The sequence below is a fragment of the Helicobacter sp. MIT 01-3238 genome, from assembly GCF_003364135.1.
In the GTDB taxonomy this organism is placed as follows: Bacteria; Campylobacterota; Campylobacteria; order Campylobacterales; family Helicobacteraceae; genus Helicobacter_B.
Genome location: NZ_NXLN01000002.1, coordinates 1 through 20805, shown reverse-complemented (window position 1 = coordinate 20805; position 20805 = coordinate 1). Strand labels below are relative to the sequence as shown.

The following is a 20805-nucleotide window of genomic DNA, read 5'->3' as shown; positions in this document are numbered from 1 at the left end:
CGTTGTCTGCCACACAAAGCTATTTGACTACCTATCCACACTAATCCCCCAAATTTATCACTTGGCTTTTTACATTGTGTGGGATTTTCTTTTTGTCCCATTGGCGATTTTTATACACAGAATTTACCTCTTGGGATTCTGCACCACTCTCTTGTGGGATAGAGCTACTATCTATCATATTTGCTGTGATATGTTTTGGCTTCTTTTTTTTGCTTGCAAACCAGCTTCTTTTTTCTTTTTTTACTTTTTGCTTTTTTGTTTGGGAGATTTGTTTTTCATACTCACTTTGTGCGTCTTGTGTGGCTTGTGCGTTTGGTAGATTTTGTGGGGTTGGTAGGGATTGTGGATTTGATATGAATTGCTCACTTTGTGGAGTTGGGAGATTTTGTTGGGTTGGAATTTGGGGTGCTTGGATTATGGATTTTGGCTGACTAAAGCGCACTTTTTTGATGATATTACCATTTTTTAGCACCATATAGCCGATTATGATACTGCGTTTATAATCCACCATTTCTACAAGCACTTCGCCCTCTCCTAGCACGATTTGCTCACTTTGTGCAAACAATCCAAACGGCGCACAGACAAAAGCAATGAGCGCAAAAAAGCCCGATATTTGCCGTGAGATTTGTAAATAAAACTTTGTTTTTGGCATTTTTATCCTTTTTGATTCTTTGTGTTTTTAAGAATTTTTACCATACATAATTATTCGCGTATTATATAATAATTATGTCGTTTTTAGCATTAGCCAAAATCGACAATCTTTACAAAAAGGCAAACAATGAAACACATAAGCACACAAAACGCTCCACAAGCTATCGGTCCTTACTCACAAGCAATCGCGCTAGATTCTTTGCAAAATGGGCTTATTTTTACCTCTGGGGCAATCGCCCTAAAGCCAAATGGAGAATTTGTAAATGGCGACATTACCGCGCAAACAAAGCAAGTGATGCAAAATCTAGAAGCGATTTTGCTTGAGGGTGGCTCTAGCCTAGATAAAGTGTTAAAAACCACTTGCTATCTAGCAAATATGGAAGATTTTGGCGCGTTTAATGCCGAGTATGAAAAAGCATTTGGCTCGCACAAACCTGCTCGCACCACTATCGGTGTCAAATCCCTACCCAAAAACGCACTTGTCGAAGTGGAGTGCATAGCGACAAAATAATCATACACTCTGCCATTGCCAAGCAGTGGCTTTAGCCACAACGAAGTGTGCGTTGCGTAAGTGCTCGCTCACACTTGCAAATTCACAAAATCAAAAATGGATTGCCACTAAAATAGATTGCCGCGCAAGTCTTGCGACTTGTTCGCAATGACGATAGGTGTTTGTATTTCTAAAGAAACTACGCTTCGCCTGTTTTGCGAGATTTTGCGCTAGCAAAATCGTCATTGCGAGCGAATGAAATGAGCGTGGCAATTCACATTGTCATCATTGCAAAAACAACCCCAAGTAACCCACAAAATCTATTGCCACTCGCTAATGATATTTAGCTTGCTCGCCATTTATACACACTCGCTTAAAACCCCTCACTTTTTATTGTGATACCAAGCTATTTTTTATTACCACAAATACTTTCACAACACTTCCCTCCATATTTCTTCCTCAATACAGCTAGCAACATTTTCTATTTAAAATCCGTTTTTTTTTTTTTGTAGCATTCTCCCTTTATCAAAAAGCACAAAAATGAAATTAAAAAATTAAAGGAGACAAAAATGAGTGATTTACACGGGGCGATAGTCCCTTTTCTAAAGGATAGCAAAGATTATAAGCCTACTTTGCTTTATAAATCTACTTACTTTCTCATCGCATCAGGCGAGGATAAAGACTACACAGGATATAGAAGCATAGGCGTTCGTTGGCGCAAAAGTAGAAATGAAAGCGATGATAAGCAAAACCCGCTGGGATTTCCGCTTACGCGTGGCACACACAAATGCTGGTTTATAATGCCAGATGATTTGGCACTTTGTCTTTTGAATCATATTAAAGATTCAAATGAATGTGTCAATAAAGATGAGACAAACAAAGCAATACAAGATCTTACAAAACAAATAAAAGGAGAGTAAAGTGAAAAATATGCAAAGAATCCTTATAAGCGTGTTGTTGGCTAGCCTTGCTCAAAATGCCCTAGCCGAGAAAAGTGGCTGGTTTTTGGGCTTTGATATAGGATATGGTGGCGTGGCTTATCATCAAAGAGAGGGAGAGGATTGTCCACAAGGAGGTTGCGTTGGGACTCTCTATGAAGAAGAGCTAAAAAGGAATAGAGGAGGTGTAAATTATGGTTTTGTGGCGGGGTATAAGCAGTTTTTTACGCCATATATTGGCTTGCGGTATTATATCAATGCAAGCAACACACACTTTTCACTTGGGGAGTTTAAATATAAATATCCCTCTGCAGTCATTGAAAGCAATACAAGTGTAGAGCTAGCTGGCGGTAATATAAACTACGGAGTAAATGTAGATTTTCTAGGAAATTTCATCGCCAATGAAAAAATAGATTTTGGTGGATTTTTGGGTGTTGGGCTTGGTGGAAATTATTGGTGGGGAAAAAGTGTGGGGACATCTTCTCTGCCAATAAATAGCTTTGAAAAATACAGCCAAACAGTGTTGGGTTGTTATTCTTGTATGCAATTGAGTGGTTTTGATGTTTGGCTAAATGTGGGTTTGCGCACAAATATCGCCCAAAAGCACGGGGTAGAGCTAGTATGCAGAGTGCCATTTTTACAGACAAATATATATTCTGGCGATTCTCATAAAGCTGGACATACAACGGGAGCTGCTCCTAGACATTGGAGTGAAGGTAATATACAACAAATATATAGCATAGCTGCCCGCTATATTTACAATTTTTAGTGATTCAATGTCATAAAAATAAATGCTTGTTTTTTACTACCCACGCGTTAAATGCACTCATTTGCACTTCACTACCGCACAAGACTAGCTCTACACATTCGCTTAAAAACTCCTCTTTTTGTATGGCGAGATTGTGCGCTTTGAGTATGTGTTTTAGCGCGTTTAGCTCGCTGTATTTTACGCTTAAGTTTTGCATTTCCCTGCGCTCATATTGCACGATTTTTTGGCTCGATTTTAGTGTGTGTATTGCTTCAAGCGTGGCTTTGGTATAAGCCCTTACAAGTCCGCCAACACCGAGCTTCACTCCACCAAAATACCGCACAATGATAATCCCAAAATCAACCATTTCCCATCCGCGCAAAACATTTAAGCAGGGCTGCCCAGAGCTTCCCTTTGGCTCGCCATCATCACTGCTTCGCTCTATGACTTGCTCTAGCGAGTTTATCACTCTATACGCATAGACAAAATGCACCGCCTTTGGGTGGGCTTTTTTTAGCCCATTTAGATAAGGTTGCAAAGGATTTTGCAAGGGGCTTGATTCTTTTGATTCTTTTGCTTTTTGCTTAGATTGCCCGCTATTCTCATCTGCATTTTTGCTTACCTCATTATTTGGGGCTATGATTTTTATGCCAAATCCCAAAAACCTTGAGCCCTTGACTTCATAAAGACTTAAAGGAGTTTTTGTAAAATCATCGCCAAATCCACCTAAGCTAGAATCCACACCAAAATCTATCGTCTGCATTATGTAGATTTTGTCCTGCTAGAATTGCAAATATGATACTTATGCAGCATTTCATCATCGATTTCAAAGCCTTTTTGTCGCAGGGATTCTATCACGGACTTGGTGCAATCTGTCTCTTTTGGCCACTCTCGTGGGTGAGAGGGCGAGTGGGATTTATCACACGCATTTACATGCACCACTTCATCACAAATGCAAATATCGCGCCTCGCATCAATATTATTTACCACCCTCCAAAGTAGCATATAGCCATTATCCAAGTCGTTTTTTGCCTCATCGACAAAAACAGCGATTTTTAGATATTGCTTTAGTGGTGCAAGCACGCTTACACATTCTTGTAGATTTTTATCGCCACTAAAGTTAGATTTTACACCGATTATGGCTATTGGATTTTGCGTGTTTGTGCCGTATTGTCGCACTAAAAGTGCACTAGGCATTATGCTTTGGATTTTATTTTTTAGCTCCTCATCACCTAGAAGCGTAAAATCCCTGCTAGAATTTTTTGTGCTTATATCTATCCCTAGCTTTCCTCCATAGGCATAGCTAGGGCTTGCGTGGTCTAGCGCATCACACACCCCCTCGCTAAACACCAAAGAATCCAAACTAAAATGATTTAGCACATACTCAAAAAGTGCTTGGTAGTCCTCAAGTGGTGGTGCTTCCTGCCCTACAAAAATCGCGTGCTTGACAAAGCTCATCTGCCCCACCCCCCAAAACGCGTGCATTATCTGCCGTGCGTGTCCGTAGTATTGTGGAGCGATTTTTGCCAAAATGAGATTATGAAACACGCCATTTTCAGGCATATTATAATCAACTAGCCCGCTAGCACCACTCATCTGCAAAAGTGGCAAAAACACACGCTCGGTAAGATAGCCCATATACTTATCCTCTAATGGTGGCTTGCCAACCACTGTGGCGGGATATATCGGTTTAGATTTCATCGTTATGGCACTTACCTTTAGCACAGGATAATGTTCAATAGGAGTATAAAACCCCGTGTGGTCGCCAAATGGTCCCTCCTCTTTTGTCTTTAAGGTATCTACCCACCCCTCTATGACTATATCTGCGGTTGAAGGCACACTAAGTGGGTTACTAAGGCAGCGCACGACTTTTGGGCGAGTGCGCTTTATGAGCCCATATAGCATAAGCTCATAGATTCCATTTGGCAATGGTGCTTGTCCACACCAAGTATATAGCGCGTCCCCACCAAGCGCGATAGACACGGGCATTTTTTCCCCCGCTTTTTTGTATTCATTAAAAAAATGCGTAGAATCTTTATGCACTTGCCAATGCAATCCAAGCTCGTTTTTGGAGTGCACTTGCAAGCGATACATTCCTACATTTTTTTTCTTTCCGTTCAAATCTTGCGTATAAACCTGCCCCATAGTGATAAATGGAGCAGCATCGCCCTCCCAAGTAGTGAGAATCGGCAAAGAATATAAATCCACTTCTTTGCCGAGAAATCGCACGGTTTGCGCGGGCGCGTTTTTTGTCATTTTTGGCAGGGTATAATAGAGCCTACCAAATCGCGCTAACGCACTAAAAATGCCCTTTACGCCTTTTGGTGGGGATAGATTTAGCAGTTCTTTTATCATTTTTGCGATAGATTCTGGGGAGTTTGAAGCGATTAGCTCCACGCGCTTAAATGAGCCAAAAATATTCATAAGCACAGGCATAGAAAAGCTATTACCCCTCTTAGAATCAACAGGATTTGTAAAAAGCAGTGCCTTGCCACCGCCCTTTTTTTTGACTTCCAAATATGCCAAATGCGGAATCTCCAAATAAATATCAAGTGGTGTATCAATGATTTCTAGCTCGCCGTGCTTGGCAAACAAATCAATCATTTGCTGCATATTTACTCCTTATAAAGTGTATATAAAATCTTAAAAATTTCTTAGATTTTCTTAAATTTCAGTCTGTATCTAAATGTGCTTTTACGCATTCAAATATCGCATCTGGGGCAATGCTAGCAATCTCAAACTCTCCACTTTGGCTAATCACAAAAGGATTGCCCAAAAGCACGCGCTTTAGCCTTGTTTGTCGCATATTTTTGCCACTAGAGATTTCACTATTTCCTAGCAAAGCTATGCTACAAGGCTGCCATATCGCCCACGCTAGATGAGCTACTCCTGTGTCCCCACCGATGACTATGTCCATATTTTTTAGCACAAATTTTATGTTATTAAAATCAAGTTTTGGTAGCTTTATGGCGCGGATTTGCCGTGATTTTAGCAGGCTTATCATCTCATTTGCCCTCCCCTCTGCCTCATTCCAAATCACATAAATAGTGATATTTCCATAATGCTTTTGAAGCATTCTAGCAAGTGTGCAGTATTTATCAATAGGGTAGGTTTTTTCCTCTATCGAAGCCTCTAGGACAAAGAGAAATTTTTTTGATTCTAGCACTTCTTTTGGACAAGAATCTAGGCTAGATTCCTTGCTAAAATCTTTGGCATATTCTTGCCCAAATTCTTGGCTAGCTTTTGCCCCCTTAGAGCAATATTTTTTGAAGTATTTTTGTGCTAAGTGCTTTTTGTGTGCCAAAAACTTATCATCAAAATCTATCAACTTCCCTGCATTTATCCCAAACCCCTCTCCGCGCAAATCAATCATACGCTTAAACGCCCCCAAATTCATAATCACCCTCTCTAATCCCTCTATACTTTCCTCACTATCGCTTTTTGTGGCTTTTAGCGCACTATCTATACGCTCCAAATCCTCCAAATAATCCTTATCAAGCCTAAGCCCAATGCTTTTTAGAATCTTGTGCAAATCCATTCCAAAAGCCCCAAACACCACCAAAAAATTCCTAACCAAAATATTTGTATGATATGCAATATCCACTCTATGCGTATAAAACACGCTAGCTATGCTCTCTCTACACCCGCGTGCGCTAAACCCCATAAATTTTTTACTACGCAGAAATTTGCCTACAAATGCGGATTTAAGCAAACCCTGCATATCTATGACGGCGTCATATTTCCCACAAGAGCGCATATATCGCCATATTTTATAGATTCCAATGGGGGATTTTAGCCACTTTTTAAACGGCAGTGAATGCAGGCAATCCACACAAGGAGAATCCTCCAAAACCCCGCTAAATCGCTCATCTACAAACCAATCAATCTGCAAATCCTCTTTGGGAGAGAGTGCGTTTGCACTAAATAAACGCAAACCACCTAGCACACTTGCAGAAACTATCACATCACCTAGCGCACTTAGTCGCACAATCGCAATTCTTTTCATCGCCTTTACTCTCGCTTTTGCTTGTATTATTTATTTTACACTGATTTTAAGATTTGCGCTATTTTTTAAAATTATAGCTTAGTCTTTTATATGATTTGTTTTTTTGATGATTTATTTTTGGGCTTATCATTATTTAAGCTGTTTTAAGAGAAAATAACGCAAAAAATCCCACCACAAATCCACAAAATCTAAAAATTCGGAGATAGCAATGAGTAATGCACAGCTTTCACAATACCCACTGCAAAATCAACTGCACAACAAAAGCACTATTAGTGCAAATGCGAATCTTTCTAGCGGGGCAAAAACAGATGATGATTCTATTGCGCTAGATTTTGATTATCTAGCCTTTGAGCGCGAAGCAAAGGTGTTTTTAGGAGACCGTATTTTTAGCGATTATGCGCGTAGATTTGCTTATGGAATCGATGCTTCGTGCTATCGCTATATCCCAAAGCTCGTGGTATGGGTAAAAAATGAGGAAGAAATAGCACGGCTTTATGACTTAAGCCAAAAATACAATATCCCGCTTACATTTCGTGCTAGTGGGACTAGCCTAAGTGGGCAGGCGTGCTCTGATAGTGTGCTAGTGGTGGCAAATGAGTTTTGGAAAAATATCAAAATCAAGTTTGATGACAATGCAGATTCTAGCAAAGCTCCCACCTCTATTGTGTGTGATTGTGGTGTCATAGGCTCGGATGCAAACGCCGCCCTAAAGCCATATAATCGCAAAATAGGACCAGACCCAGCTACGATAAATAACGCCCTAATCGGCGGGATTTTTTCTAACAATTCTAGCGGAATGTGCTGCGGGGTAAAGCAAAACAGCTACCAAACCATAAAATCCATTCGCGTGATTTTGGGCGACTTGAGAAAAACTAGCAAATCTAGCAAAAACTATGGAGATGATAGGGGCGAAAAAATCAAGCATAATGGCAATGCTATTGTCCTAGATACAAGCGATGAGGCAAGGCAGGGCGAAAGTCTAGCTTCTTTTATCAGTGCTTATCCGCATATTGTGAAATCCCTACTTGATTTGCGAGAAGAGATTTTGGCTGATAAAGAGCTTTGCGAGATGATAAAGCGCAAATTTGCTATCAAAAACACCACAGGATATGCCCTAAACGCGCTTGTGGATTTTAGCGATATAAAAGACATACTAAATCATATCTTTATCGGTGCGGAGGGCACTCTAGGCTTCATCTCACGCGTAGAGTATGAGTGCGTGCAAGACTACGCACACAAGGCTTGTGCTTTGCTTTTTTATGAAAATCTTTCCCTTGCAAGCGAGGCAGTAAAGATTTTAGCGCGTAATGATAGCATAGTAAGCGCAGCTGAAATAATGGACTACGCCTGCCTAATGAGCGCGTCAAGCCTAGATGGTATGCCTAGCGAGATAAGCAAGGTAAAAAGCGGGAATTGCGCTATTTTGGTGCAGCTTGAAGAGGATTGCCTAGAAGCACTAGAGAAAAATATCGCTACGATAACCTCCGCGCTTAGTCCCATAGAAAGCCTTTTTGGTGTGAAGTTTAGCTTTGATAGTGCAGAGCAAGAATCGTGGTGGAAAATCCGCAAAGCCCTCCTCCCACTCTCTGCTTCATCTCGCCCAAGTGGCTCAACCGTCATCACAGAAGATATATGCTTTGAAATAGATAGCTTTGCTAAAGGCATACAAAACACCCAAGAGCTTTTTGCAAAGCACGGCTATGAGGGAATCATCTTTGGGCACGCCCTAAGTGGCAATGTGCATTTTATCATTACCCCACTTCTTAAAGATAAAGCAGAAATCACGCGCTTTGGTAGGTTTATGGAGGATTTGGCAAAAATGGTAGCTTCTCTAGGTGGTAGCACAAAAGCAGAGCACGGCACAGGGCGAATGGTTGCGCCATTTGTCGAGCTAGAATGGGGAGAGAAAGCCTACAAAATCAACCAAAAAATCAAGCAGATTTTTGATTCTCGCAATCTCATAAATCCCGATGTCATCATCACAAATGACAAAAATATCCACCTAAAAAACCTAAAGCCCGCTGCACAAGGTGTGCTAGAGGATTACCTTGATGCGTGTATGGAGTGTGGATTTTGTGAAAAAATCTGCCCTAGCAAACATCTAACCCTAACCCCACGCCAGCGAATCGCACTGCGTAGAGAAATCAAGCGACTAAAATCGCTAAAAAACAAAACAAACTCCCAAAGACGACAATACGAGGAGCTAAAAAAATCTTATAAATATCTAGGTGTGCAAACTTGCGCGACTTGCTCTATGTGCGCGACACTTTGCCCGCTAGAAATCGACACTGCCAAAATCGCTCTAAAGCTTAGCCCAAAATGGAGCAAGAAATACGGCGGAGTAAGTGCCCTGCTAGCAAGCTCTCTAAGCCACAATATCTCGCTTATGACAAATCTAGCACGGCATTTAACAAGCCTTAGTAACTCACTTCAAGAGCTACTAACTCCGCAAAAAATGCAAAATCTAACCCGCAAGTTTTATGCCACTATTGGCACACCTATCTTGCCTATCACTATGCCAAAGCCAAATGAGAAAAAAATCAGGGGGCAACAATGGGCTAGCAAGTTTTTAGAGGATAAATGCGATAATGTGGAATATGCTAGCCTAGCTAGCAGTGGTGTTTCAAGTGAAAAATTAAATGGCAGATTAAATGGCGAGGTGGTGTATTTCACCTCGTGCCTAAATCGCATATTTGCGCCAAAATCAAACGCTAGTAGCGAGCTAGAATCAAATATCACAAAAATCTTTGATAGACCGATGCAAGAGGTATTTGAAAGCCTTTGCAAAAAGGCAAATTTCTACTTGCACTATCCACAAAACATACAGCATCTCTGCTGTGGAAAGGCATACAAAAATCACAAAGAACAAAGCCAAAATCTCGCCAAAAATGCCTACCTCGCGCTAAGGGAAGCAAGCCAAAACGGCAGAGTGCCAATCGTATGCGACCACTCGGCTTGCTCATTAGAATTGCTAAAAAAAATCAAAGAATTTGAAGCGCAAGAATCTGCAAATAGCGATTATTTAGCCCCACTTAGATTCTATGATTTGCCTGCGTTTGTAAGCGAGTGCTTACTGCCTCATTTGGAGATTGTCCCGCTATCCCAAGCCACCAAGCAAAATCCGCCAAAAGTCGCACTCTACGCTCCTTGTGGGACAAGAAATCTAAGCGTAAAATCACAAAAATGGGAAGAGAGTATATTTAGCATAGCCAAAGCCTGCGGTGCGGACATAATCCACGATTCTCAAGTCAAGTGCTGTGGATTCGCAGGAAACAAAGGATTTATAACGCCAGAGCTAAATGAGAGTGCGCTAAAATACTTTGGCACAAACTTCTTAAAAAGCTCAAACCAAAGCCCACTATCTCATAGCGACTATATTTTTGATGAAGCAAAAATGGGATTTTCTAGCTCTAGCACTTGCGAAATCGGGCTAGCCCAAAAAAGTGGCTTTGAATGGAGGCATATCATCTACCTAGCCGATATATGCGCAAAGTGATTTTAAAACCAAAGCACTTATGCTACACATTTCTACAAAAACAAATATTGTGTGCTAGAATGCGACTATGGCAAAGATAGATGAGCTAAAAGAACGATTAACAATGCTAAGTTTTGGCTAGGGATAGTTGTAGCCACTTTTTTAGCTATTTCTGGCTGGTGTATCACCAACTACACTAGGACTGATTTGTGGCTTATTATATGCGCTTTGTTGTTGTTATTTTTTCTGCTTGTTATTGCATTTTATAAACAAAGCGATAGATAAAAAATGCAAAGATATAGGCAAAATCAAAAAATAAGGAGATTTTATGGAGTTTTTGGTATTTGGAGTTATCTTTTTTGGCATAGCTTTTATAGGGATTTTAGCTCTCAATACAGCTATAAAAGAGCTAAAAAGCTAGCATTATATTTTGGTATTGCTTTTTTAGGGGCAATATTTATGATAAAAAACACTCTTTTTTCTACACTCCTTTTTTGGCAATTTGTGATATGTTTTGTCTTTTTATCCCCCATACTTTGCGCTGATTTTGGTGCTGGTTTTGGCACACTTGCACAAGCAAATACAAAATCTAGCACAAAATCTAATCCGCCCAAAAGAATTACTACCACCAAAAGCGCAAAACCCACGCAATCAAAAACACCTCAAGCAAAATCTCAAACAACACCTAGCGTGACAAAAACCACACAAAAAAACAAAAAATCCAAAAACGAGCAAGCCAAATCCCAAGAATCAAAACAAGTAAAAGAAGCAAAGCAAACAAAAGAATTCAAACAAGCACAAGAATCTAAGCAAAAAAAAGAGGAAAAAACGCCAAAAGAAGAAAAAAAATCCACAAAACTTCCCTACTCAAAAAAGCAACTAAAAGAGCTTGATATGTTTTTGGAATCTTTGCCAAAATACACACCTAAGCAAATCCAAGAGATTGACAAAGAGCGTGAGATTTTATCAATCATAAACCACACTCAAACGACAAAAGAGGACAAGCTAAAATCCCTAAAGCCACACTGCCAAAAAGGCTCTGCACTTGCTTGCTCAAGCCAAGAAAATCCAAACGATTTCCAAAAAGCTCAAAAAATGCTCCAAAAAGAGTGTGAAGCAAAGCCACCAAATGCAAAAAGCGGGTTATATTGTGCGAGATTGGCAGATAAATATCTACTTGGCAAATCAAAACTACAAACATTTGAGAAATCCTGTGAGCTAGGAGAGCCACTAGGCTGTCTAGGCGCAGTGAGTGCCAAAAAAACTAAAAAAACCAAAAAATACATAATAGTCGCCCACGCCATAAGCGAAAGTCTCTGCGAGAGGGGGTATGGAATCTACTGCGGTGTGGTGGCTAGCGTGCTAAGTTTTAAGCAATCTGGGGGAAGCCTATATTATGCAAAAAAGGGCTGTGAGGAGCTTCACGATAGGCTTACTTGCGCGATTTTGGAGCGGCTAGAAAATAGACCAAAATCACTAGGCAAATAAATATTTAAGCGTGTGTAAAAATCTTTGCCCTAGTTGTTATATAGTGGATTTTGATTGTGTGTGCTGGTTGCGTAGGTTTAGCTGTGTAGGATTTGGTTGCAAGGCTTGGCTTTGTGATAAGTTTTGCTTTTAGGCTTATAAGAGATTTTAGGCAGTTTTGTGTAGCGTTAGAAAACTTTGCATTATGTAGGAGATTTTGCGCAAGTGGCTTAAACCGCGGCGGTTTTTATCACAGCACCACAAAAAATTATTGCCCCCAAAATCTTACCACCCCAAAATAAGATATTTTGCAAAATCAACACAAATTGCGCAAAACTTTGGCGTGATTTTATGCAAAATCTCCGCAAGGATTTTGCAAAACCAAAACCCCCTCCAAAATCTAAAAAGACTATAAAATAATCTATAAAAGCCCTCCAAAATACCGCATATTATTGTTTGAGGTTTAGCAGTGTGTTTAGTATCTGGTCAGAAGTCGTTACGGCTTTTGAGTTTGCTTGGAATCCGCGCTGCACGACAATCAGTTGCGTAAGCGAGCGAGACAAATCCACATTACTCATCTCTAGCTTTGAGCCTGCTACGCCACCTCTACGCCCTGTGTTTGCCGCGCCTATCATCGCTTGCCCAGAGTTTCCTGTGGTGGAAAATACATTGCCACCTTCAGCTTGCAAGCCCGCGTTGTTGGCAAATGTGGCTAGAGCGACTTTTGCTAGGGCTAGCGTGCGTCCATTGCTAAATGAGCCTAGAAGCGCACCCACTTGGTCAAAGCGCACATCTACCAAATCTCCCGCACCATATCCATCTTGCTCAATCGCATAAGTTTCAGAGACTTTATCCACGCTTGTTAGCCCGCCAAATCCACCTGTCGCACCAAAGGATAGGCTTAGTCTTTGTGGGGCGATAGAGCCGTTTTTGGGGTCAAATTGGATAATCGGTGGATTCATACCTGCCAAACTTCCGTCTTTGTTAAATCGCAATCGCCCACCCTCAAAGATATTTGGACGAATAGGCGAAGAGCCATATATCACACCGGGTTCTGGCACGATTGCCCTAAAGCTCCATTCTGCTTGCGCTGTTTTGACAAACTCAAATCTAATCGTATGCTTTGAGCCCAAAGAATCATATAGCTCAATAGTTGTGGCGTGTGTGGCGTGGCTGATTCTAGTAGTGGATACTGCTGCACCGCCCTCAATGAGTGCTGCGGTATTTAGCCCGCGCATAGTGTTTTTAAATAGCACATTTGTAGAGATTTGGTCGCTACCATAAGAGGATACGAAAATCGACATATTGCGGTTTGTATCGTCCTCATCATCGTCTTCTTCAAGGTTTTTGTTTTGCATTTCAAACATACCATATTCATTTACGATGACAGATACAGAAGCAGTGCTATCTGCATACTCCATATCGGGGTATTTTATCATATTAGCATCGTATTGGAGTAGTCGCCTTAGCTCTTCAGTCGTCCTAAACTGCCCTGTGGTAGAATCTGGCGTTTCTGATTTTGTATAGCGATAGCGAAAAGATGTAATATCTGAATCGCCCTCTACGAGATTGGCAAACGCACCCGTGCCACTCGCTGTGATAAAGATATTTTTGGTTTTTTCATCGCCATCCATTTCATTGCGATTGATGATTTTTAGCATTTTGCCCTCTGGGTAGGCTTCGATTCCTGTTTTTTCTGTGAGAGCATTTATCGCATTTATCGCAGAAGTAAGCGTAGAGATTCCACTCATAGCAGAATCATTCCTAAAAGACACTTTTTTGCCATTGATTGAGACGGTGCTGACTTCGTTGGTATCTATTAGGCTATTTACTAGAGTGGAGGTTTTGTAGCTTACCCAAATCCCTTGATTCTCCGTAAGCCCAAAAGCATCGCCATCTTGGTTAAATAGCGCACCCATATCTTCTTGGGATTGTGTGCGATTACCCGCAGAATCATATAGCGGATACACGCCATCAGCTGGAGTGCTAGTGGTGGAGTCTAGCGCGTAAATGTTGGCATTTTGGTCGACATGCCTACCTGCGTTTAGGTTGGCACGAAGTTTGATATTTGCTGAAGCACGAGCTGGCATTACCATATTTGGGTCGATTTGTATATTTCGTATCGGTCCTGTGCTATCGATTTGGAAAAATTCTTGCTCGCTCATTTTTGAAGCATTTTTGAGGTCGTCTTTTAGCCACCCTTGCACGACATAGCCACCTGTGGTAACGAGATTGCCATCTGCGTCAAAAAGAAAGCTACCATCACGCGTGTAGTTTAGCGTGATACCTCTATCTGGGGAAATGACAAAAAATCCCTCGCCCTCAATAGCAATGTCTGTTTTGACATCGGTATTTTGTGTGCTACCTTGTGAAAACACCTTTGTTGTGGCGTTTATACTCACACCAAGCCCCACAGAAAAGTCGTTTTGTCCACCGCGCCCTGTTTTGTAAGGAGAGGTGGCAATCAGCTTGGTTTGGGATAGCATATCCACAAACGAAGCCCTAGAGTATTTGAAGCCAACTGTATTGACATTTGCTATGTTATTAGATTCTACATCAAGTGCGATTTGATGAGCTTGCATACCGCTTACGCCTGACCACAATGACCGTAACATTTTCGTCCTTTATGAGAAATTTGCTAGCAAGCAAAAAAGCAACAACTATGCCAAAAGTAATCTCTAAAAATAAGCAAATAAAAAATTATCTTAGAAAATCTAAAAGCGACACATTTAAGCAATATAAATGCGACAAAATAGAATTAAAAACGCCACAAAAAGCCAAAATATTGCAAAATTACACAAAAGTTTTGTGCAATTTATTAAAGTTTAACCACAAAATGCCTATACTTCAATTTTAGTAGGCTTTAAGATTTTGCTAGTATTTTGTATCACTTTGTTATTTAGTGGTGCTTTTTGCCAAACATTTTTGCCATTTTTTGCCAAAGCAAAGGGGCAAAATCTTGCAAAATCTTAAAGAAAATCTTACAACATAGTAGCTTGCTTTAGGCTACTTTATCTAAGGAGATAAGGCGATGAAAAAAGCAGTAAATTTGTGGGGGTTGTGCAAGTTGTGGATTTTGCACTTGAGAGAGGCATTTTTTATAAGCGTTATAGGTGTGGCGTGTGTGGGCGCATTTGCCTCACAGAGCTTAGGACAGAGCTTGGCGCAAGAGTCTAGCGATGATTGCAACAAAGAGACTTGCTCGGCAAAAGCGCATAATTATGAGATTCAAGGCGACATTGAGCGAGCTATTGCGCTGTATAAAAAAGCCATTGAGTTAGGGGATTTGGAGGCTTACTCTTATCTAGCATTGCTATATCAATCCCAAAACAACACCGCCTTAGCAAAGAATTATTTTCAGCTTGGCTGTGATAATTCCCAATATGACGCTTGCTTCAATCTAGGCACATTTTTTGAGCTAGGCAGGGATTTTATCCACGCTCAAAAATACTACAACATAGCGTGTGAAAAAGGAAGCGCAAAAGTAAAAGCAAACGCCTGCCACAATCTAGGTGTGCTACATAGTAGCGAAGTGGCGGGCTTAGAGAGGGATTATGATAAGGCGTTGAGGTTTTATCAAATCGCGTGTGATTTAGACAACCCCAAAAGCTGTGGTTCTTTGGGGACTTTTTATGAAAAAGGCAATGGTGGTGTGGAGCAAGACTATGCTAGGGCGTTTGAGCTGTATAAATTTGCTTGTGATTCTGGCGAAGCAAGGGCTTGCTTCAATCTAGGCACACTCTATGATAGAGGCTATGGTATGAAGCAGAATTTCAAAAAGGCTTTTGAGGTGTATAAAATAGCTTGCAATGCCAAGCACGCCGAAGCGTGCAACAATATGGGGCTTATGTATGATGAGGGGCTTGGCGTGCGAAAAAGCCCACAAAAGGCATTGGAGTTTTACAAAGTCGCTTGTGATTTGCAAAGCCTAGTGGCGTGCAACAATCTAGGCTATCTCTATGAGAACGAACCAAAGCTAAAAGACAGACAAAAAGCATACACCTACTACCAAATGGCGTGTGATATGAAAAGTGCCAAAGCCTGCTACAATCTAGGCTATCTCTATGATACTGATGAGGAAAGCAGAGACACAGATAAGGCATTTAAGCTATATGATGCTGCTTGCGGGCTAAAAGACGCTATGGCGTGCAACAATCTAGGAAATCTCTATGACAAAGGCGAGGGAGTAGCACAAAACCTTGAAGTAGCAAAGAAATACTATGAGAGGGCTTGCGAGCTTGGCGCGGAGCTAGGCTGCGTAAATAAAGATATGTTTGAGAAAAATCATCAGCGAATCGACAGAAGAGGAAACAACAAAAAATGAAGCGTTGTAGATTTTCTCTTTACGCGACTTTGGCGTGCCTTAGACTTGCTTTGCTTTTTGGCATAGTGCCTAGCATAGCAGACGCGATGAGCTATCAGGCTTGTCAGCAGTTTTATAGGCAAGCCACAAGTGTTGTTGACTCCAAAAGAGTGTTTTCACTCCAATACAACGGCAAGTCATACTTGCTCGCCTACTCAAAAACCCCCCTTAGCTCATCTAAAATCATCAAAAGAGACATATTTTTGGGACTATATCTTTTCTCTGGCTCTACCCCGCTAAGCTACCGCATAAAGCCCATAGACAGCTATGCAAACTCACTCTCTCTAGCAGGCGTGAGTGCTACTGAAGCGGTAAATGGAGTGGTGGTAAGCGGTGGCAGAGGGATTTTTGATTTGGCAAAGTTTTCAAAGCCATTGCCAAAAGATTCTGTCATAAGCAATATCTGCTTTCAAGTGTATGGATTTTATGCCTATGACAATTATTTCGTGCCTAAGCCTTTGATTGATAGATTTCTCTCAAGCAAAGGCGGAATCTATGGCGACATAGGAGTAAGAATCATAGAATCTAGCCAAGATTCCCAAAACCTAGCCCAAAAAAATCCCGCAAATCCCAAATCCACGCAAAGCCCCACCAAGTCATCGCCAAAATCCATAATAGTCGAGCAAATCGATATATTTTTCCCAAACAATCCATTTTTGCCACGCGATAAGATTGTATCCATAAATGGCGAGAGCATAAAATCTAGCGTAGATTTTGAATGGAAAGTGGCAAACCTCACGCCAAATTCCACTGCCAAAATCGCCATAGTGCGAAATGGCAAAGCCCAAACCCTAGAAGTCAAAGTCCTGCATAGGCAAGGTGGTGGCTTGCTTAGTGATACATTTTTGGAGAGGTTTGGTGTTTGGCTTGATAGCAACCTTGTGATTCGCTCGATGAAAACGCCACTTCCCTTTAATCTATCTTTGCTAAGCGAGGGTGACCAGCTTTTGTGGATAGATAAAACACCTATAAAAAGGGGCGATGGATTTTGGCATTTGCGAGAATTGCTGATGAGGGCGTGGCTAAATGGAAATATTGAGCTTCTTATACTGCACGAGGGGGTGGAAGCCTTTGTGCGCTCTCAAATGCGCTAGCAAACCTAAGCAACACTAGCAACAATCTATCGCAATGAGGAAAAAACCAAAAAATCCAAATGAAGCAAAACCTGCAAAACCTGCAAAAATCTAGCTTTGATTTTTAGATTTTGCTTAGTTTGCAAGACTTGTGATTAGAGTTTTTGCTAGCAAAAACAAATTTTTGCAATAGCCTTTTAAGCTAGCAGCACCCAAATAATGCCAAACCAACACCAAAAGGAGAACAAAATGGAAATCTTACTTCAAAGCCTATCCCAAAACTACCTGCTTATCAAATCACTACACATTATCAGTGTTATTTGCTGGATGGCAGGGCTTTTTTATTTGCCTAGACTTTTTGTCTATCACGCAGAAAACTCCTCAAACGCAGATTTTGTAGCCGTAGTCAAGCTACAAGAATATCGCCTTTTTGCCTACATTATGCGACCTGCTATGCTTGCTAGTGTCATCACAGGTGTGCTTATGATTGCGAGTGATTTTGGGATTTTCAAAAGCGGTGTTTGGATACATATCAAGCTGCTTTTTGCCCTATTTTTGCTACTTTATCATATTGCTTGCGGGATTTTGGTAGGTAGATTGCAAAGAGGTAGCTCAAAGTTTAGTGGCAAGTTTTTTCGCTTTTTCAATGAGATTCCAACGATTTTGATGATAGTCATCGTAGTTTGCGCTGTGATGAAATTCTAAGCATTCAAGGCTTTTACTTAAGGAAAAAATATGGCAAAACAAAAACTATGGGGTGGGCGATTTAGCGCGGGCTCTAGCGCGTTATTAGAAGAGTTTAATGCTTCGATAAACTTTGATAAACGGCTTTGGAGCTATGATATTTTGGGCTCAAAAGCACACGCAAAAATGCTTTGCAAAATAGGGGTTTTAAGCGCAAATGAGCTTAGTCAAATCACGCAAGGACTAGAATCTATCGCCACTCAAATTGCTCAAGGCAAGTTTAGCTTTGAGATTGCTGATGAGGATATTCACATGAGCATCGAGCGCGCACTTATAAACCTCATAGGCGAGGTTGGCAAAAAGCTCCACACCGCTCGCTCTAGAAACGACCAAGTCGCGCTAGATTTTAGAATGTTTGTCCTAGATGCAAACCGCGCGATAAAAGATGAGATTTTAGCCCTTATCGATGGGCTTTTAGGCATAGCTTCACGCCACACGGATACACTTATGGCAGGTATGACGCATTTGCAGCACGCCCAAGTGGTAAATCTAGGATTTCACATAGTCGCGTGGGTATCAAGCCTAAAGCGTGATGTAGAGCGACTAGATAGCGCGTTTAAGCAGGCGGATTTTATGCCACTAGGTAGCGGGGCATTGGCAGGCACACCTTATAAAAACGATAGGGAATTTTTGGCAAAAGAGCTAGGATTTGGCACACCTACGCTAAATGCTATGGATTCTGTGAGTGATAGGGATTTCGCACTTGATTTGCTATATGCTATTGCTATGCTTAGTATGCACATCTCACGCATAGCCGAAGAAATGGTGCTATGGAGTAGCGCGGAGTTTGGGTGGCTAAGGCTTAGCGATGAGTATGCCACAGGTAGCTCGATAATGCCACAGAAAAAAAACCCCGATGTCCCAGAGCTACTGCGTGGCAAGAGTGGCAGAGCCTATGGCAACCTAATCTCGCTACTTGTAACGATGAAATCCCTCCCCCTAGCTTACAACAAAGACACCCAAGAGGACAAAGAAGCAGTGTTTGATAGCATAGATACCGCGCTTATTAGCCTAAGGATTTTGCGTGAGGCGTTGCTAAGTGCGGAGTTTGACACGGACAAAATGTCGCAAGCCTGCAGGGTAGGGCATTTGAGTGCTACGGATTTGGCAGATTTTTTGGTGCGCGAATGCAAAGTGGCATTTAGAGAAGCACACCATATCACAGGCAAAGTCGTAGCCTACGCAGAATCAAAAGGCATAGATATAAGCGAGCTAGAGGAAGCAGAGCTAGACACGCTACTATGCGAGATAAAATCTAGTGCGACAAAAGAAGCAAAAAAAGTGCTATCCCTCACGCGCTCAATGTGCTCAAGAGACACGCTAGGAGGTAGCTCAAGCACGCAGACACAAAGCCAGATTGACTCTCTAAAGTCGTGGCTAAACTTAGCAAAAAAAGAAAAATATCAATACAAAGGACAAATATGAATAAAAAAACCACAAAAATGCCAAATACAAAGCTGATAAAAAAGACCACAGATTCCAATTTTTTGTCGCTTATGAGTTTGGACTCTACGCTAAGTGCTAGTGAAGTGAAATCTAGCGCGACAAAATCTAGCCAAGCAAAATCTAACAAAGCAAAATCTAGCCAATCTAGCAGAGCAAAATCTAATAAGCCAAAATCTAGTGAAAAAAAAACAAATATGACAAAATCTAGCACAAAATCCACTCAAGCAAAAAAATCAAATACTACAAAAACACCCACCAAATCAAGCAACAAAACCACCCAAAATACTAGGCAAATCGCCTCCAAGCAAAAGCAAATTGTTTCAATGTTTGATAACATAGCCAAAGACTATGACAAGGCAAATCATTTGCTAAGTTTGGGGATTGATATTTCGTGGCGTATAGATGCGTGCAAGAGAGCGTATAAAGCACTGCAATCCACTCCAAACAAAACTCCAAACAAAGCAGAAAGCAATGCGGAAAACAAGCCAGCAAGCAAGATAGCAAGTAAGGTGGCAAGCAAAGCAGAGCAAAATCCACCCACCCAAAATCTAAAAATCGCAGATATTGCTTGTGGCACGGGCGATATGCTACTTCAGTGGCACACCCAAGCAAGCAGGCAAAATCTCATCATAGACACACTTATCGGCATAGACCCATCAAAAGAAATGCTAAAAATTGCCAAGCAAAAAATCCAAAAAAAACTACAATCCAGCAAATCCCCCAAAGTCCTCATAAAAGTCGGCGAAGCAAAGAATCTATCTATGCTAGAAAAAGAAAGTGTGGATATACTCTCTATCTCTTATGGACTGCGCAATGTGCTTGAGTATGAGAGGGCTTTGAGTGAGTTTTGGCGCGTGCTAAAGCCTAGTGGCGTGCTAGTGGTGCTAGATTTTTTCAAAAAGCCAAACCCAAGTTTGCTTGATAGATTTGTAGGCATTTATACGCGCACGATTTTGCCATTTGTAGGGTGGGCGATTTCGCGCAATTATGAAGCGTATAAATATTTGCCTGATTCTATGGATAGCTTTGTAAGCCCACAAAAACTAGCCCAAGATTTGCAATCGCTAGGATTTAAGCAAGTGCAAATCAAAGGATATAGTGCCAATATCTCTCATCTAGTGCTAGGTGTGAAAGGTAAATTGTGATTATTTTTCGTATTTGACAATCCATTTGGATTGAAATGGATTGGTATTTGTGGCAATGAATAACACTTAGGTTTGTGCCAAAGATATTGCAGAATGCTAGATTCAAACCTTATATTTACGCGTTTGTATTCGCTTGCACTTACCTTACATTTTTACATTTCCCACAACCATAGCGCAAAATCTCATTCCTAGCACCAACAAGAGAGAATGTGGCGTTAGGCTTAAGGTTTTGCCTGCTTTGAAGCAAAGTCTATTCATT

General features: G+C 41.1%; 15 protein-coding genes. 10 read left to right on the top strand and 5 right to left on the bottom strand.

Annotation, left to right across the window (positions count from 1 at the left end; translation table 11 throughout):
- Window positions 1–40: 40 nt before the first annotated feature.
- A complete protein-coding gene (locus tag CQA40_RS01015) occupies window positions 41–652 on the bottom strand; it encodes a hypothetical protein (protein ID WP_115519148.1) in 612 nt (203 codons plus the stop codon).
- A 126-nt stretch (window positions 653–778) separates the two neighbouring features.
- Here CQA40_RS01015 and CQA40_RS01010 point away from each other — a divergent pair, with 126 nt between their 5' ends.
- The 3 genes from CQA40_RS01010 to CQA40_RS01000 all read left to right on the top strand — a co-directional run bounded on the left by CQA40_RS01010 (window position 779) and on the right by CQA40_RS01000 (window position 2848).
- Complete coding sequence (locus CQA40_RS01010) at window positions 779–1162, top strand: Rid family detoxifying hydrolase (protein ID WP_115519147.1); 384 nt, start codon at window positions 779–781, stop codon at window positions 1160–1162.
- A gap of 548 nt (window positions 1163–1710) precedes the next feature.
- The gene (locus tag CQA40_RS01005) at window positions 1711–2061 is read left to right on the top strand and encodes a hypothetical protein (RefSeq protein ID WP_115519146.1); all 351 of its coding nucleotides are present in this window, start codon (window positions 1711–1713) and stop codon (window positions 2059–2061) included.
- Window positions 2062–2071: 10 nt separating this feature from the next.
- Window positions 2072–2848 (top strand): outer membrane protein, encoded by a 777-nt coding sequence (locus CQA40_RS01000; RefSeq protein WP_258864415.1) that lies wholly within the window; start codon window positions 2072–2074, stop codon window positions 2846–2848.
- A gap of 10 nt (window positions 2849–2858) precedes the next feature.
- Here the strand turns inward: CQA40_RS01000 and CQA40_RS00995 are convergent, their stop codons facing one another.
- The 3 genes from CQA40_RS00995 to CQA40_RS00985 are packed head-to-tail and all read right to left on the bottom strand — an operon-like array spanning window position 2859 to window position 6833.
- On the bottom strand, window positions 2859–3590 hold the full coding sequence (locus CQA40_RS00995; RefSeq protein WP_115519144.1) for a YigZ family protein: 732 nt from the start codon (window positions 3588–3590) through the stop codon (window positions 2859–2861).
- Window positions 3590–5440: a menaquinone biosynthesis decarboxylase gene (locus CQA40_RS00990; RefSeq protein ID WP_115519143.1), complete on the bottom strand. Its 1851-nt coding sequence runs from the start codon at window positions 5438–5440 to the stop codon at window positions 3590–3592. Before CQA40_RS00990 ends, CQA40_RS00995 begins: the two co-directional genes overlap by 1 nt.
- Before the next feature lie 58 nt (window positions 5441–5498).
- Complete coding sequence (locus tag CQA40_RS00985; protein WP_115519142.1) at window positions 5499–6833, bottom strand: glycosyltransferase family 9 protein; 1335 nt, start codon at window positions 6831–6833, stop codon at window positions 5499–5501.
- Window positions 6834–7041: 208 nt separating this feature from the next.
- On the opposite strand from CQA40_RS00985, the gene CQA40_RS00980 reads away from it, so the two are divergent.
- Both CQA40_RS00980 and CQA40_RS00975 read left to right on the top strand, forming a co-directional pair.
- Window positions 7042–10329 (top strand): FAD-binding and (Fe-S)-binding domain-containing protein, encoded by a 3288-nt coding sequence (locus tag CQA40_RS00980; protein WP_115519141.1) that lies wholly within the window; start codon window positions 7042–7044, stop codon window positions 10327–10329.
- A gap of 438 nt (window positions 10330–10767) precedes the next feature.
- Complete coding sequence (locus tag CQA40_RS00975; protein ID WP_115519140.1) at window positions 10768–11796, top strand: hypothetical protein; 1029 nt, start codon at window positions 10768–10770, stop codon at window positions 11794–11796.
- Window positions 11797–12224: 428 nt separating this feature from the next.
- On the opposite strand, the gene flgE is transcribed toward CQA40_RS00975, so the two are convergent.
- Window positions 12225–14390, bottom strand: coding sequence for a flagellar hook protein FlgE (gene flgE / locus CQA40_RS00965; protein ID WP_023928513.1), 2166 nt, complete (start codon window positions 14388–14390; stop codon window positions 12225–12227).
- A gap of 416 nt (window positions 14391–14806) precedes the next feature.
- Here flgE and CQA40_RS00955 point away from each other — a divergent pair, with 416 nt between their 5' ends.
- The 5 genes from CQA40_RS00955 to CQA40_RS00935 all read left to right on the top strand — a co-directional run bounded on the left by CQA40_RS00955 (window position 14807) and on the right by CQA40_RS00935 (window position 20546).
- The gene (locus CQA40_RS00955; RefSeq protein WP_115519137.1) at window positions 14807–16099 is read left to right on the top strand and encodes a tetratricopeptide repeat protein; all 1293 of its coding nucleotides are present in this window, start codon (window positions 14807–14809) and stop codon (window positions 16097–16099) included.
- Complete coding sequence (locus tag CQA40_RS00950) at window positions 16096–17232, top strand: PDZ domain-containing protein (RefSeq protein ID WP_115519136.1); 1137 nt, start codon at window positions 16096–16098, stop codon at window positions 17230–17232. Before CQA40_RS00955 ends, CQA40_RS00950 begins: the two co-directional genes overlap by 4 nt.
- A 228-nt stretch (window positions 17233–17460) precedes the next feature.
- Window positions 17461–17916, top strand: a complete 456-nt coding sequence (gene hemJ / locus CQA40_RS00945) for a protoporphyrinogen oxidase HemJ (protein ID WP_115519135.1) — start codon at window positions 17461–17463, stop codon at window positions 17914–17916.
- Between the two features lie 30 nt (window positions 17917–17946).
- On the top strand, window positions 17947–19380 hold the full coding sequence (argH, locus tag CQA40_RS00940) for an argininosuccinate lyase (RefSeq protein ID WP_115519134.1): 1434 nt from the start codon (window positions 17947–17949) through the stop codon (window positions 19378–19380).
- Complete coding sequence (locus CQA40_RS00935; RefSeq protein ID WP_258864410.1) at window positions 19377–20546, top strand: ubiquinone/menaquinone biosynthesis methyltransferase; 1170 nt, start codon at window positions 19377–19379, stop codon at window positions 20544–20546. Before argH ends, CQA40_RS00935 begins: the two co-directional genes overlap by 4 nt.
- Window positions 20547–20805 lie beyond the last annotated feature (259 nt).